Here is a 14,431-nt window from a genome sequence, read left to right on the forward strand (position 1 = left end):
ATCTCCCCGCATTGCTGATGCTTGTAAGTCCTGGTGCGCTTCGGCGCACCCTTTTTTACTGTTCTGATGTCGGGCAGTATCCTGATTTTTTTGCTGTAATGCGCCACACCGTATAGTAGATGCGGTATCCTGCTGGTACTGCGTTGCGATAAGATAGCGCAACGCTGGCTCATGCTTATCAGCCGATTATGACGTGGATCGATGAAGCCGCTTTATCCCTGAAATCTGTTGCACTTTTGTTGCCTTTTTGATCGTTTAAATACGTATTGCTCGCCACGATGTACCCATTCTGCGTTACAATGCCGCCAGGTATTCTTCCGGAGAAGCGTTAATGTCTCACGCTGCGCTGGCGCAGTTGCGCGCACTGCAATATTTTGCGCAAATTCCCTCCACCCTGGAGGCATCGCTGCTTGACTGGCTAATGCTGGAAGATTCGATGACAAAGCGCTTTGAGCAGTACTGCCAGCGGGTTAGTGTAGAAATCTGTTTTGAGGATTTTGTCGGTCCTGACGCGATGTCGAAGGACGAAGCGTCATTACTGCCGGCGGAATCGCAGTACTGGCTGCGCGAGATCCTGCTGTGCGGCGACGGTGTTCCCTGGCTGGCTGGCCGAACGCTGGTTCCGGCGTCTACCCTTAACGGGCCGGAGCTGGCGCTGCGTCAACTGGGGACGACGCCGCTGGGGCGCTATCTGTTTACGTCATCAACGCTAACAAGAGATTTTATTCAGACAGGACAAAGCGATGGGCAGTGGGGGCGCCGTTCCCGGCTGCGGCTTTCCGGAAAACCGCTATTACTGACCGAGTTATTCCTGCCCGCTTCGCCTGTGTATTAAGAGGAAGTCAAAATGGAGTGGAGTCTGAAGCAGGATAAGCTACTGGCTTATCATCGGCTGATGCGCACTGATAAACCGATCGGCGCGCTGTTGCTGCTCTGGCCGACGCTGTGGGCGCTGTGGGTGGCGACGCCGGGCGTACCGCCGCTTCCGGTGCTGTTGGTGTTTGTTGCCGGCGTCTGGCTGATGCGGGCGGCGGGCTGTGTGGTAAACGACTATGCCGATCGTAAATTTGATGGCCACGTTAAGCGTACGGCAAACCGTCCGATGCCCAGCGGCGCAGTGACAGAGCGGGAAGCGCGCACACTGTTTGTGGTGCTGGTTCTGCTTTCCTTCCTGCTGGTGTTAACCCTCAATCGGATGACGATTTTGCTTTCGGTGGCCGCACTGGCGCTGGCGTGGGTGTATCCGTTTATGAAACGCTATACCCACTTGCCGCAGGTGGTCCTGGGGGCGGCTTTCGGCTGGTCGATTCCGATGGCCTGGGCGGCGGTCAGTGAATCTGTTCCTCTGACCTGCTGGTTGATGTTTCTTGCCAATATCTGCTGGGCGGTAGCCTACGATACTCAGTATGCGATGGTGGACCGGGATGATGATCTTAAAATCGGGATTAAGTCGACGGCGATATTATTTGGCCGCTATGACAAGCTGATCATTGGTCTGCTGCAAATTGCCGTGATGATCCTGATGGCGCTGATCGGTTGGCTGAATGGGCTGGGCGGGGCGTTTTACTGGTCTATTTTGCTGGCCGGCGGGCTGTTCGCGCATCAACAGAAACTAATTGCCGGACGCGAACGCGAGCCATGCTTCCGCGCTTTTATGAATAACAACTACGTCGGACTGGTGCTGTTCCTTGGTCTGGTAGTGAGCTACCTGCATCTCTGAGGTCAGTCTGCATTGCCGGGTGGACGACAACGCTTCCTCATCCGGGTAAACAAAACCCCGAGCGCCGGATCTGCGGCTCTCGGGGTTTATTTTTGCGGTATTGGTAAAACCCGCCGGCAGGTTGCCCGGCAGGCGAATTTACCGTTATGTCGTACCGGTAGCGGCGCTTTCCACGGTGAGACGTACGTCGGAAGTCAGCAGATCCGCAAGCAACTGATACACCTTCATGGTCTCTTCCGGCTCAGCATCACCGGTGTCGCTGATGTAGCCTTCATCGCGCAGGGTCAGCACCAGCGACGCAAAGACCGCTTTATCAAAGAACTCCGGCGCGTTGATGCCGTGCAGCACTGAAAGACGCTGCGCTACTGTGCGACTCTCTTTTTCCAGCGTACCGCGGTTGATGGCCGGGTTGGCGCTGAGGATCCAGAAGGTGATAGCGTAGCGCTGGATAGTCTCCCGGGCGCCGGCGGCCAACAGCTGTAGCGTTCGCGACTGGGCGGGATTGACCCGGAACTGGTTATCCTGTTCCAGGATCAACTGCTGGCTCAGTAGTTCTTCAAGCAACCGGTCGACCACGCCTGCCAGCTCGGTTTTCTCCCAGCGCAGGAATAGCTCGGTTTTCAGCATTGGGTAGATCACTTCCACCTGGCGTAGCAGTTCATCACGGGTGATACGCCGGTGCTGGGCGACGATGAGCGCCAGCAGCGACGGCAGAATCAGCATATGCATGATGTTGTTGCGATAGTAGGTCATCAACACCGCCTGCTCGCGGGGCAGAATGATGATATCGCCAATGGTATCTTTTTCGACCTCGAACTTATTCATCTGCAGCGCATGATCGATAAGGTCGCTTGCCGTGGCGGCAGGCGCCGTGGCGTCGCCGGAATAGGGCACCTTACGCATCAGGCTCAGGTAGCATTCCAGTTGCTGGGTGAGCTGTTCGCGGGTCAGAGAGCGCTGGCGCGATGCCAGCAGCGCCGTACAGCACAGGTTCATGGCGTTGGCCGCCCCGGCTTTGTTGATCCGCACCATCAGTTCGGAGGCGATATTGTTGACTGTCGGCGTCAGCCAGGCAGGGCGTACGGCTTCGATCGGATCGATAGACTCGCGCCATTCCGGCACCCGGTGGTTCAGCCAGGATGTGAGCGGCAGCGGCTCACCGAAGTTAACATAGCCCTGGCCGAGATTACGTAATTTGCTCAGGCCGCGCACCATCTGAGAGAGATTCTCTTTTTCTTTGTTGGCGCCGCGCAACTCTTTGGCGTAGGTGCCGACTTCCATCACATGCTCATAGCCGATATAGATGGGCACCAGCGTGATAGGCCGCGTACCGCCGCGCAACATCGCCTGGATTGTCATCGACAGCGTACCGGTTTTCGGGTCCAGCAAACGGCCGGTGCGTGAGCGACCGCCCTCGACAAAATATTCCACCGAGTAGCCGCGGGTGAACAGTTCGCCAAGGTATTCGCGGAACACCGTGGAATACAGTTTGTTGCCTTTAAAGGTGCGGCGAATAAAGAATGCCCCCAGGCGGCGGAAAATCGGCCCCGCCGGCCAGAAGTTGAGGTTAATACCGGCGGCGATATGCGGCGGTACCAGCCCCTGGTGGTACAGAACGTAAGAGAGCAGCAGATAGTCCATATGGCTGCGGTGGCAGGGCACATAGACCAGTTCGTGGCCCTCATGGGCCAGCTTGCGGATGCGCTCGGCGTTATGGACGTTAATGCCCTGATACAGCCGGTTCCAGGTAAAGCCCAGGACCCGATCGGTAATACGAATAGCTTCATAGGAGAAGTTGGCGGCAATCTCTTCCATCAGGGAGATGGCGTTTTGCTGGGCCTTCTCGTGGGAAATCTTTTTGCTGCGCGCTTCGTCTTCCACCGCCCGGGCGATAGCTTTGGAAGCCAGTAATTTCTGGAACAGCTCGTGGCGTACCGGCAGACGCGGCCCTACGGCGGCCAGACGCAGACGGGCAAAGTGCATACGCGCCACTCGCGCCAGCTTCTGGGCGATGCGCTTATCGGTGCCGTGTTCGGTGGCCATCCAGCGCAGCGAGACCGGCGGGGAAAAACGGACAAAACTATCGCGGCCCAGCCAGGAGACGGCGAAAAATTTCTGAATACCGTTCAGCAGACGCAACGGCGGATGGGCCTCGCCCTTTTCCCGCCCCGGCGAGCGGCCGAACATCACCGAAACCGGCACCATCTGCACATCCAGTTGCGGGTTAGCGCGGTGCAGGTCGAGATAGTCATGGAAGACTTTGATCGATTCTTCTTTTGGCGTGTAGTAGGTAAAGACACGCGGCCCGCCGTGGATAAAGACATAGCGTGGTAACAGAGTACCGTCGATCTCCAGGGGTTCCAGCGGGTCGGGAAGTTCATTGGCCAGACACTGGGCGCGCAGAGTCAACAGATCCGCCTTCGAGTTGTAGGGCAGAACGTACATAATCGGGCGCGAAGTGTCCAGGCCAAGCTCTGCGCAGGGATCCGTCGGGATCGACTTGCTGCGAACCAGTACCTTTAACGGTAAATTAAGTAATTTGTAGTAAATGCTCGGCCAGCCTGACATAGATGATGTAAAGCCTCTGGGTTAATCATGCAAATGCGTCGCAAGGATAACAGAAAATGCGCGGCATTTCTGTGATTCACGCGCGCCCGGGCCCGCACGCCGCTAACCGGCGCTGTATCAGGCCGTGGGTGCAGAGATTGCGCCGATGATGCAAGTCAGCAGCGCCTGGGTATAATCAGTGCACAACTCATACATTGATGCGCGTTTTTATAAAAGGTTTCCTGCAATGGCAAATAGTACCTCCGGGCTTACTCGTATCATCAAAGCGGCTGGTTACTCCTGGAAAGGCATCCGCGCCGCCTGGGTGAATGAAGCGGCGTTTCGCCAGGAGGGCGTGGCGGCGGTACTGGCCATTATTATCGCCTGCTGGCTGGATGTGGATGCCATCACTCGGGTATTGCTGATCGGTTCAGTGGTGCTGGTGATGATCGTGGAAATTCTTAATAGCGCCCTTGAAGCGATCGTCGACCGTATCGGTACCGACTACCATGAACTTTCCGGCCGGGCGAAGGATATGGGCTCCGCCGCGGTGCTGATGGCGATTATTCTCGCTGTTTTCACCTGGGTCACGCTGCTTTGGTTACATTTGCGATAGGTCTTCCATAGTCGGTTAAGTCCCTGGTTTTTTGTTTAATTGTGGTTCCAAAATCGCCAGAGGCTGTATATACTCACAGCATAACTGTATATACACCCAGGGGGCGGAATGAAAGCATTAACAACCAGGCAGCAGGAGGTGTTTGATCTCATCCGGGATCATATAAGCCAGACCGGTATGCCGCCGACGCGCGCTGAAATTGCTCAGCGTCTTGGTTTCCGTTCGCCTAATGCGGCTGAAGAGCATCTGAAAGCGCTGGCCCGCAAAGGGGTGATTGAGATTGTCTCTGGCGCCTCGCGCGGCATTCGTTTACTACACGAAGAAGAAGCAGGCCTGCCGCTGGTCGGTCGGGTGGCGGCCGGGGAGCCCCTGCTGGCGCAGCAGCATATCGAAGGCCATTATCAGGTCGATCCTTCTCTGTTTAAGCCCGGCGCGGATTTTTTGCTGCGGGTTAGCGGCATGTCGATGAAAGACATCGGTATTCTGGACGGCGACTTGCTGGCGGTACACAAAACCCAGGAGGCCAGAAACGGCCAGGTGATTGTGGCGCGCATTGATGACGAAGTCACCGTGAAGCGCCTTAAAAAAGTGGGCAATGTTGTTCATTTGTTGCCGGAGAATAACGAGTTCGAGCCGATTGTCGTGGACCTGCGCGAACGCAGTTTTTCTATCGAAGGCCTGGCCGTTGGTGTGATTCGTAACGGCGACTGGCTGTAAGCGCCGGGCATCTGTGATGCCTGATGCTGACTCTGACTCTGACTCAGTTTCCACAACCATGGCCACCTTGAAGGCCATGGTTTTTCATTTCTGTCTCTTGCTTTAACTGTCGTGGATCGCTAATGCAAGGCTTCCCTGCAACCGACCGGGCGCTGTGGCGTCTGGCGTTACCAATGATTTTCTCAAACATTACGGTTCCGCTGCTTGGGCTGGTGGATACTGCAGTGATTGGGCATCTGGATAGTCCTGTCTATCTGGGGGGCGTCGCCATTGGCGCAATGGCCACCAGTTTTCTGTTTATGCTGCTGCTGTTCCTGCGGATGAGCACTACCGGCTTAACGGCTCAGGCTTACGGCGCCAGGGACGATCGCGCGCTGGCCAGGGCGCTTGTTCAGCCGCTAATACTGGCGCTGGCGGCGGGTGTCGCCATTGTGCTGCTGCGCGCGCCGTTGATTGACCTGGCGCTGCATATTGTCGGGGGTAATGAGGATGTTCTGTATCAGGCGCGGCGTTTTCTGGAAATCCGCTGGCTGAGCGCGCCGGCATCGCTGGCTAATCTGGTACTGCTGGGATGGCTGCTGGGCGTCCAGTATGCCCGGGCGCCGGTAATCTTGCTGGTGGTGGGCAATGTGCTCAACATTGTGCTCGATCTGTGGCTGGTCGTGGGGCTGCAGATGAATGTGCGCGGGGCGGCGCTGGCGACGCTGGGGGCGGAATATGTCACTTTTATCATTGGGTTGCTAATGGTCAGGCATGTGCTGAATCTCCGCGCTATCCCGCTGGCGGCGCTGCGTGGGGCATGGCGTGGGAATCTTCGCCGTCTGCTGGCCCTGAACCGCGATATTATGTTGCGCTCCCTGCTACTGCAGCTTTGTTTTGCCGGCATCACTATTTGCGGCGCCCGTCTCGGCGGCGATGTGGTGGCAGTGAATGCCGTGTTGATGACATTACTCACCTTTACGGCCTATGCGCTGGACGGTTTTGCCTACGCAGTGGAGGCGCATTCCGGGCAAGCTTATGGCGCCAGAGACGGTAGTCAGATGGTTGGGGTCTGGAGAGCGGCCTGTCGCCAGTCCTTTATCGTGGCGCTGGCTTTTGCGCTGGTTTATGCCATGGCCGGGAAGGAGATTGTTGCCCTGCTGACATCGCTGCCGGAGCTACGGGAAATGGCCGGGCACTTTTTGTGGTGGCAGGTTCTGCTGCCCGTGGTGGGTGTCTGGTGTTATCTGCTGGACGGTATGTTTATCGGCGCGACGCGCGGCGCGGAAATGCGTAATAGCATGGCGGTCGCAGCGATAGGATTTGGCGTGACGCTGTTAAGCGTGCCGTGGCTGGGGAACCACGGTTTATGGCTGGCGCTGGCGGTTTTTCTGGCTCTGCGCGGGCTGGCGCTTGGCTGGATCTGGCGGCGCCACTGGCGTAATGGCAGCTGGTTTGCCTGATGTATTTGCACCTGCCGTCAGGCGGGTGATGGTCGCGTATGGTTAAAGATTCTGATAAATCCTCTGGTTCCCATATTGCCATCTATAATTAGAATCGTGTTCAGTTGAAAGTTATGGTAATTACGGACTCCGGCGAGTTTATGGAGTATGGTTATAACCAATGATGAGGACCTGATGATGAATAAAGACCAGGTAGGCGGCAACTGGAAACAGCTGAAAGGCAAAGTGAAAGAGCAGTGGGGGAAACTCACTGATGATGACGTTACCGTGATCGAAGGGAAACGCGATCAGTTGGTCGGTAAAATCCAGGAACGCTATGGATACGCGAAAGACCAGGCAGAGAAAGAGGTCAGTGACTGGGAACGTCATAATGATTACCGCTGGTAGCCAGGCACAGCCTGATATGTGCCAACGCTTAACCCTCTGAGGCTACCCGGGTACAGGGATGTACCTTCCCTCCTTGCTATTTCCCGCGTTTTTTCACCATCACACTGTGGTCATGGCTGCAATTTTCCGGATGCTCACAGGACTCGACCTCACCACAAGGGGCGCACAGTCCATGAGCTTCAATAACATTATGGTGTAGGGTGAACCCCATCCCGGACGCCAGGTGATGCATGATCTCTTCCACGCCTTGCGCACACTCCTCTTTGACCGCGCCGCAGCGATCGCAGATAAACAGCGCTGAAGTATGGGTTGGTTGATCAAAGTGATGGCAGACCACGTAACTATTGGTCGATTCCACTTTGTGTACAAAACCCTGCTCCAGTAGAAAATCCAGCGCCCGGTAGACGGTCGGGGGCTTTGCCTGAGGTTCTGTGGCACGCAGCAGGTCGAGCAGATCGTAGGCGCTGATAGCGCCTTCCTGTAACGTCATCAGACGCAGGACTTCCTGACGCTGCGGCGTCATCCGCACGTTGCGCTGCTGGCACAGCTTTTCAGCGCGCGCTAACACGTTTTGTGATGTCATGGTTTCCATCAGCGTCCTCATTCAGTACAGAGTGGTATCCTGATACTTTATCACGAACCGCGTTAAACGCCGACAATACCCTGTGGCCTGTATCAATGGTCAGGCGCGCCGGTAGCGCCGGCAAGCGGGAAAGGTCGGATCCAGGCAAAGCAGTACCTGTCCGGCAATATGGGCTCTGCCATTAGATAAACCACCAATTCAGGTAGTTTATCAGGTGATTCTTAACTGACGTGATATATTAAGCGGCTATTTGTTTGCCTCACTTTGTGGCTGATTGATAAACGTGAGTGTTAATGAACAGTGCGCTGCGGATATTTTATTCTGCGTAATATCTTGCTTGTTAGCTACCTATAAGGATATTGGGCCATGGAAACCATTGGCATGATAGTCGGGGCCGCGATAGTTATCGGCATTTATATGGTTATTAAAAAGAAGAAAGAGAAAAAGTAGTAAAGCATCACCTTATGGTGCCGTCTTTAGTCCGGGCAAAGGTCACAGGGGATACGTCCATCCCGGGATGTGGTTTTGAGGTTCACAATCCGGGGGCGCTGAGGCGGCGCTATTTTTATTTATAATTCATATCGGGTAAGTCATTAATCCTGCGGGCGTTCAGTCTTTATTTGAACTTATCCCGGGGATTTATTGAAGAATACTCACCAGCGTGACGGCTCGCGAAACTTCCAGGAATCAACTAACTGGCATTTATATGTGTGTCGATGCCGGGATTGGAGGAAAGTCTCCGGTCCTGGGAAAGCTTTTAGCGGGATGTGGCTTTTTCCCGAGCGCGGCTAATCTACGGGGTGACGCTTTTGCCGGAAACTTCCGTAACAATATTGAGAGCGCAGTGAATTTCAGGGGAGAGCCGCGGGCTTATTGCTCTGGTTGCAGAGGGGCTAGCCCGACCCGGCGCAATAGCTTAGATAGTCGTCAACCGCATCGACGCTCTATGCTATAGTGGCCGCTGTTGTTTTACTCTCTTACGCAGGCTTCTGGAATCAGGGCTCTGCCAGATGCACCAATACGCCAGAAAATTTTGACATGCACCAGAACCCGGAATCACCATACCTATCGCAAAATCGCGCTGTCGCCGATGTCCCGGCCGCTTTTCCCGCGTACCGCTTTTCCATTGCCCCAATGCTCGACTGGACGGACAGACACTGTCGCTATTTTTTGCGCCAGCTCTCTCAGCACACGCTGTTGTACACCGAGATGGTGACTAGCGGAGCGATTATTCACGGCAAAGGGGATTACCTGGCCTACAGCGAAGAAGAACATCCGCTGGCGTTACAGCTTGGCGGCAGCGATCCGGCTCAACTGGCGCATTGTGCGAAGCTGGCGCAGGCGCGTGGCTATGATGAAATCAATCTCAACGTCGGTTGCCCATCCGATCGGGTGCAGAATGGCCGGTTTGGCGCCTGCCTGATGGGAGAGGCGCAACTGGTAGCTGACTGTGTAAAAGCCATGCGCGATGCGGTTACAGTGCCTGTCACGGTAAAAACCCGCATCGGTATTGACGATCGCGACAGCTACGATTTTTTGTGCGATTTCATCGGCACGGTTTCTGGTTCCGGCGAGTGTGAGACATTTATTATTCATGCCCGTAAAGCGTGGCTCTCCGGCCTTAGCCCGAAAGAAAACCGCGAAATTCCGCCGCTGGACTATCCGCGGGTGTATCAGCTCAAGCGTGATTTTCCGCATCTGACGATGGCGATTAACGGCGGGATAAAATCGCTGGAAGAAGCAAAAGCGCACCTGGCGCATATGGATGGCGTGATGGTCGGGCGCGAAGCCTATCAGAATCCGGGTATGCTGGCCGCAGTGGATCGCGAGATTTTTGGCGCAGATGTCGCGGATGCCGATCCGATAGCCGTGGTGCGGGCAATGTATCCCTACATTGAACGGGAGCTCAGCAAGGGAACCTGGCTGGGTCATATGACCCGCCATATGCTGGGGCTGTTTCAGGGGATTCCCGGTGCGCGCCAGTGGCGGCGCTACCTGAGCGAAAATGCTCATAAAGCCGGGGCTGATATTCGGGTTCTCGAGCAGGCGCTTTCGCTGGTAGCGGATCGGCGGTAACAACTTCACCACTTTCTGGTTAATTTCACTATGCCCCGCAAGCGATTTCGGGGCATTTGTCATATTAAACAGTATTTTATTGTTTTGGCACGATTCTTGAATTGTGTTTGCATAGTTATTGCTATCGGTTTCGGGAGACGGCCATGTTTGAATTACTGTTTGTAGTGGGGTTTTTTGTCATGCTGATGGTCACCGGCGTGTCGCTGCTGGGGATTCTGGCGGCGCTGGTGGTTGCCACTATTTTCATGTTTGCCGGCGGGCTGCTGGCGCTGATGTTTAAAATGCTTCCCTGGCTGCTGTTGGCTGTGGCAGTGGTATGGGTTATCCGGGCAATCAATAAACCGGATGTGACACGCTATAAAAGAAAGACCCGTCGATTTAACTAAGTGATTGAGGCACCGATCACAACCCGGTAACTTTCCCCGGAGAGGTCATATTCATTACTTATTAAATCTGTCACTATGCGCGGGTTGTATCTCGAATTCATCGCAGCTGTACCCTACATACAGCGCGAACTATAAAAAGAAAGGGCTTCCTGCGGGAAGCCCTAATTCTTTGTGTTTAAAGCGTTAGTTCAGGCAGGGTACTGCAATACATCCGCATTATGGAATTAACAGGCTGGAGCCCTGGGTGGCGCGACTTTCCAGCACCTGATGGGCGCGTATAGCGTCAGTCAGCGGGAATTTCTGTTGTTCCGGCACCTCGATTTTGATAACGCCGCTGGCAATCAGCGAAAACAGCTCATTGCTGGCATCAATCAGTTCCGCGTGGTTGGTAATATATCCCTGCAGAGAGGGGCGGGTGACGTATAGCGATCCTTTCTGATTGAGGATCCCCAGATTCACGCCAGTTACGGCGCCGGAAGCATTGCCGAAGCTGACCATCAACCCGCGGCGCTGCAGGCAGTCCAGTGAGGCTTCCCAGGTATCTTTCCCGACGGAATCGTAAACCACGGAGACTTTTTTACCGTTGGTCAGTTCACGTACCCGGGCGGCGATATCCTCTTTCCGGTAGTTGATCGTTTGCCAGGCGCCGGCCTGCAGGGCCCGCTGCGCTTTTTCGTCGGAGCCTGCGGTCCCAATCAGTTTCGCGCCCAGCGCTTTGGCCCACTGGCAGGCGATCAGACCGACGCCCCCCGCCGCGGCATGAAACAGAAAGATCTCGTCCGGCTTGATCTCATAGGTTTTCCGCAGCAGGTAAAACACCGTCAGCCCTTTTAAAAAAGAGGCGGCGGCCTGCTCAAAAGTGATGGCGTCCGGCAGCAGAGCGACTTTTTCTTGTGCAACATTGTGTACGGAGCTATAGGCTCCGAGCGCGGCCTGGGCATAGACCACCCGATCGCCGGGCTTTACATAAGTGACGTCCTTACCCACTTTGCTGACTATCCCGGCCGCCTCGGTTCCCAGTCCGCTGGGCAGCGCCGGCGGCGGATACAGGCCGCTGCGGATGTAAGTATCAATAAAGTTGATACCTATCGCTTTATTCTCTACCTGAACTTCATTCCCGGCGGGATCGGCGGGGGTAAATTCTATCGTTTTAAGAACGTTCGGGCCGCCGTGCTGGTGAAATTCAATGCGGGTTGCCATGCTACCTCCGGTGTCATATCGTTTGGCTGAAACTAATGTGATAACCTTCTCATCCATTCACTGATTTTGGTAACTCCACTCACTATGGCAGGAAATAAACCCTTCAACAAACCTGGCGAACAGCGGGAGCGGGACCCGGAAGTCGCCGGGCTGAAAGTGCCGCCCCACTCGCTGGAAGCGGAACAGTCGGTGTTGGGCGGTTTAATGCTGGACAACGAACGCTGGGACGATGTGGCCGAGCGCGTGGTGGCCGAGGACTTTTATACCCGTCCGCACCGGGTCATCTTTACCGAGATGCACCGCCTGCAGGAGACCGGTAGCCCGATCGATCTGATTACCCTTTCCGAATCCCTTGAACGCCAGGGACAACTGGACAGCGTCGGCGGTTTCGCCTATCTGGCCGAGTTATCGAAAAATACGCCCAGCGCGGCGAACATTAGCGCATATGCGGATATTGTGCGTGAACGAGCAGTAGTGCGCGAAATGATCTCCGTGGCGCACGAGATAGCCGACGCCGGGTTTGATCCCCAGGGGCGCACCAGTGAGGATCTGCTGGATCTGGCGGAATCCAGAGTATTCCAGATTGCCGAAAACCGGGCCAACAAGGATGAAGGTCCCAAAAGCATCGATCAGATTCTTGAAGCTACCGTTTCGCGGATCGAAACGCTGTACCAGCAGCCCCATGACGGGGTTACCGGGGTGGATACTGGCTATCAGGATCTCAATAAAAAAACCGCCGGTCTGCAGCGTTCGGATTTGATAATCGTAGCGGCGCGTCCTTCGATGGGGAAAACCACCTTCGCGATGAACCTGTGCGAAAACGCCGCCATGCTACAGGATAAGCCGGTGCTGATTTTCAGTCTTGAGATGCCGGCGGAACAGATCATGATGCGTATGCTGGCGTCGCTCTCCCGGGTAGATCAAACCCGGATCCGTACCGGGCAACTGGATGATGAAGACTGGGCGCGTATTTCCGGTACCATGGGGATCTTGCTTGAGAAGCGCAATATGTATATTGACGACTCCTCAGGGTTGACGCCGACGGAGGTGCGCTCCCGGGCGCGGCGTATCTTTCGCGAACACGGCGGGATAAGCCTGATCATGGTGGACTACCTGCAGTTGATGCGCGTACCGTCGCTGTCTGACAACCGTACTCTGGAAATTGCTGAAATCTCCCGCTCCCTGAAGGCGCTGGCGAAAGAGTTGCAGGTGCCGGTGGTGGCGCTGTCGCAGCTTAACCGCTCGCTGGAACAGCGTGCCGACAAACGCCCGGTGAACTCGGATCTGCGTGAGTCAGGCTCCATCGAACAGGATGCTGACCTGATCATGTTTATCTATCGTGATGAGGTGTACCACGAAAACAGCGATCTGAAAGGGATTGCCGAGATCATTATTGGTAAGCAGCGTAACGGGCCGATCGGCACGGTGCGCCTGACGTTTAACGGGCAGTGGTCGAGATTTGATAATTACGCCGGCCCACAGTATGACGACGAATAAATCTCCCGAAGCGCATATGCTTGTGGAGAGCGCGAATCAGCTTTCGCGGCGATTCCGGATGTCGGCTATCCGCGCCTGTTGCGATGGCGGGGGCTTCTGATGAGTCGCGACAATGATGTTAATGACCTGGTGACATATTAAGTCAAGGAACAAAGATGCAAGCGGCAACCGTTGTAGTTAACCGCCGCGCGCTGCGTCACAACCTGCAGCGTCTGCGCGAACTGGCCCCTGCCAGCCGCCTGGTGGCAGTAGTGAAGGCAAACGCGTATGGCCATGGTCTGACAGAGACCGCCCGTGCGCTCCCGGACGCTGACGCGTTCGGCGTAGCCCGTCTGGAAGAAGCGATTCGTCTGCGCGAAGCGGGGATTACCCAGCCAGTACTGCTGCTGGAAGGCTTTTTCGAAGCTGCCGATCTGCTCACCCTGACGGCTCTTAATCTCCAGACCGCCATCCATAGCCAGGAACAACTGGAAGCGCTGGAGCAGGCGCAACTCGAAAAACCGATTACCGTGTGGATGAAGCTGGATACCGGCATGCATCGTCTGGGCGTTCGTCCGGAGCAGGCGCAGGCGTTTTATGAACGCCTTTCGCGCTGCCGCAATGTGGCGCAGCCGGTAAATATTGTCAGCCACTTTGCCCGGGCGGATGAACCGGAGTGCGGGGCGACAGAAAAACAGCTGGAGATTTTTAACGCGTTTTGTCATGGCAAACCAGGCCTGCGTTCTATCGCCGCCTCCGGAGGGATTTTGCTGTGGCCCGGGGCGCATTTCGAACAGGTACGTCCCGGTATCATTCTCTATGGCGTATCGCCGCTGGAGCAGAAGCCCTGGGGAGCGGATTTCGGTTTTTGGCCGGCAATGTCGCTGGTCTCCAGCCTGATTGTGGTACGCGACCATAAAGCCGGTGAACCGGTAGGCTATGGGGGGACCTGGACCAGTCCGCGTGATACCCGTCTGGGGGTGGTAGCGATGGGATACGGCGATGGCTATCCGCGCGCGGCGCCTTCCGGTACCCCGGTGCTGGTCAACGGACGCGAAGTGCCGATTGTCGGGCGGGTGGCGATGGACATGATCTGCGTTGACCTCGGCCCGGAGTCCGCAGACAAGGCTGGCGATCCGGTAGTGATGTGGGGAGAGGGGCTGCCGGTTGAACGCATCGCGGAAATAACCAAAGTTAGTGCTTACGAACTTATCACCCGGCTGACGTCGCGGGTAGCGATGAAATATATTGACTGACAGCTTGCCGTCGGCGGCGAAAAAA

13 protein-coding genes are annotated in these 14,431 nt (G+C 55.7%); 10 read left to right on the plus strand and 3 right to left on the minus strand.

Features of this window, described 5'->3' with window-relative positions:
- The first annotated feature begins 331 nt into the window (after window positions 1–331).
- Together ubiC and ubiA are read left to right on the plus strand one after the other, a co-directional pair.
- The gene (ubiC, locus tag AQ981_RS14260; RefSeq protein ID WP_058912420.1) at window positions 332–835 is read left to right on the plus strand and encodes a chorismate lyase; all 504 of its coding nucleotides are present in this window, start codon (window positions 332–334) and stop codon (window positions 833–835) included.
- Between the two features lie 12 nt (window positions 836–847).
- Window positions 848–1,720 carry a 4-hydroxybenzoate octaprenyltransferase gene (ubiA, locus tag AQ981_RS14265; RefSeq protein WP_058912421.1) on the plus strand — a complete coding sequence of 291 codons (873 nt, stop codon included), beginning with the start codon at window positions 848–850 and terminating at the stop codon, window positions 1,718–1,720.
- Between the two features lie 144 nt (window positions 1,721–1,864).
- Here ubiA and plsB read toward each other — a convergent pair whose 3' ends face one another.
- Entirely contained in the window at window positions 1,865–4,288 is a 2,424-nt protein-coding gene (plsB, locus tag AQ981_RS14270; protein WP_058912422.1) for a glycerol-3-phosphate 1-O-acyltransferase PlsB, read from the minus strand.
- Between the two features lie 226 nt (window positions 4,289–4,514).
- Between plsB and AQ981_RS14275 the strand changes: the two genes are divergently transcribed.
- From AQ981_RS14275 to AQ981_RS14290, 4 genes are all read left to right on the plus strand, one after another.
- A complete protein-coding gene (locus AQ981_RS14275) occupies window positions 4,515–4,883 on the plus strand; it encodes a diacylglycerol kinase (RefSeq protein ID WP_058912423.1) in 369 nt (122 codons plus the stop codon).
- A 108-nt stretch (window positions 4,884–4,991) separates the two neighbouring features.
- Entirely contained in the window at window positions 4,992–5,600 is a 609-nt protein-coding gene (gene lexA / locus AQ981_RS14280) for a transcriptional repressor LexA (protein ID WP_058912424.1), read from the plus strand.
- A gap of 122 nt (window positions 5,601–5,722) precedes the next feature.
- Complete coding sequence (gene dinF, locus AQ981_RS14285) at window positions 5,723–7,042, plus strand: MATE family efflux transporter DinF (protein ID WP_058912425.1); 1,320 nt, start codon at window positions 5,723–5,725, stop codon at window positions 7,040–7,042.
- A gap of 177 nt (window positions 7,043–7,219) precedes the next feature.
- A complete protein-coding gene (locus tag AQ981_RS14290) occupies window positions 7,220–7,429 on the plus strand; it encodes a CsbD family protein (protein WP_058912623.1) in 210 nt (69 codons plus the stop codon).
- A 76-nt stretch (window positions 7,430–7,505) separates the two neighbouring features.
- On the opposite strand, the gene zur is transcribed toward AQ981_RS14290, so the two are convergent.
- Window positions 7,506–8,021, minus strand: coding sequence for a zinc uptake transcriptional repressor Zur (zur, locus tag AQ981_RS14295; protein ID WP_058912426.1), 516 nt, complete (start codon window positions 8,019–8,021; stop codon window positions 7,506–7,508).
- Between the two features lie 1,029 nt (window positions 8,022–9,050).
- On the opposite strand from zur, the gene dusA reads away from it, so the two are divergent.
- A complete protein-coding gene (gene dusA / locus AQ981_RS14300; RefSeq protein WP_058912427.1) occupies window positions 9,051–10,088 on the plus strand; it encodes a tRNA dihydrouridine(20/20a) synthase DusA in 1,038 nt (345 codons plus the stop codon).
- Window positions 10,089–10,231: 143 nt separating this feature from the next.
- Window positions 10,232–10,474, plus strand: a complete 243-nt coding sequence (gene pspG / locus AQ981_RS14305; RefSeq protein ID WP_058912428.1) for an envelope stress response protein PspG — start codon at window positions 10,232–10,234, stop codon at window positions 10,472–10,474.
- Between the two features lie 216 nt (window positions 10,475–10,690).
- On the opposite strand, the gene AQ981_RS14310 is transcribed toward pspG, so the two are convergent.
- Window positions 10,691–11,674: a quinone oxidoreductase gene (locus AQ981_RS14310; RefSeq protein WP_058912429.1), complete on the minus strand. Its 984-nt coding sequence runs from the start codon at window positions 11,672–11,674 to the stop codon at window positions 10,691–10,693.
- Between the two features lie 84 nt (window positions 11,675–11,758).
- On the opposite strand from AQ981_RS14310, the gene dnaB reads away from it, so the two are divergent.
- Window positions 11,759–13,171 carry a replicative DNA helicase gene (gene dnaB, locus AQ981_RS14315; RefSeq protein WP_058912430.1) on the plus strand — a complete coding sequence of 471 codons (1,413 nt, stop codon included), beginning with the start codon at window positions 11,759–11,761 and terminating at the stop codon, window positions 13,169–13,171.
- 155 nt (window positions 13,172–13,326) lie between these two features.
- A complete protein-coding gene (gene alr / locus AQ981_RS14320; protein ID WP_058912431.1) occupies window positions 13,327–14,406 on the plus strand; it encodes an alanine racemase in 1,080 nt (359 codons plus the stop codon).
- Window positions 14,407–14,431: the final 25 nt, after the last annotated feature.

Origin of the sequence: Entomohabitans teleogrylli (genome assembly GCF_001484765.1) — a bacterium.
GTDB classification, from domain to species: Bacteria; Pseudomonadota; Gammaproteobacteria; order Enterobacterales; family Enterobacteriaceae; genus Entomohabitans; species Entomohabitans teleogrylli.

Excerpts from the sequence above, each read along its gene's own strand:
- dusA (WP_058912427.1), top strand. The coding sequence starts at position 9,051 with ATGCACCAGAACCCGGAATCACCATACCTATCGCAAAATCGCGCTGTC.
- zur (WP_058912426.1), bottom strand. The coding sequence starts at position 8,021 with ATGGAAACCATGACATCACAAAACGTGTTAGCGCGCGCTGAAAAGCTG.
- lexA (WP_058912424.1), top strand. The coding sequence starts at position 4,992 with ATGAAAGCATTAACAACCAGGCAGCAGGAGGTGTTTGATCTCATCCGG.
- dinF (WP_058912425.1), top strand. The coding sequence starts at position 5,723 with ATGCAAGGCTTCCCTGCAACCGACCGGGCGCTGTGGCGTCTGGCGTTA.
- AQ981_RS14310 (WP_058912429.1), bottom strand. The coding sequence starts at position 11,674 with ATGGCAACCCGCATTGAATTTCACCAGCACGGCGGCCCGAACGTTCTT.
- alr (WP_058912431.1), top strand. The coding sequence starts at position 13,327 with ATGCAAGCGGCAACCGTTGTAGTTAACCGCCGCGCGCTGCGTCACAAC.
- pspG (WP_058912428.1), top strand. The coding sequence starts at position 10,232 with ATGTTTGAATTACTGTTTGTAGTGGGGTTTTTTGTCATGCTGATGGTC.
- AQ981_RS14275 (WP_058912423.1), top strand. The coding sequence starts at position 4,515 with ATGGCAAATAGTACCTCCGGGCTTACTCGTATCATCAAAGCGGCTGGT.
- ubiC (WP_058912420.1), top strand. The coding sequence starts at position 332 with ATGTCTCACGCTGCGCTGGCGCAGTTGCGCGCACTGCAATATTTTGCG.
- ubiA (WP_058912421.1), top strand. The coding sequence starts at position 848 with ATGGAGTGGAGTCTGAAGCAGGATAAGCTACTGGCTTATCATCGGCTG.
- plsB (WP_058912422.1), bottom strand. The coding sequence starts at position 4,288 with ATGTCAGGCTGGCCGAGCATTTACTACAAATTACTTAATTTACCGTTA.
- dnaB (WP_058912430.1), top strand. The coding sequence starts at position 11,759 with ATGGCAGGAAATAAACCCTTCAACAAACCTGGCGAACAGCGGGAGCGG.
- AQ981_RS14290 (WP_058912623.1), top strand. The coding sequence starts at position 7,220 with ATGAATAAAGACCAGGTAGGCGGCAACTGGAAACAGCTGAAAGGCAAA.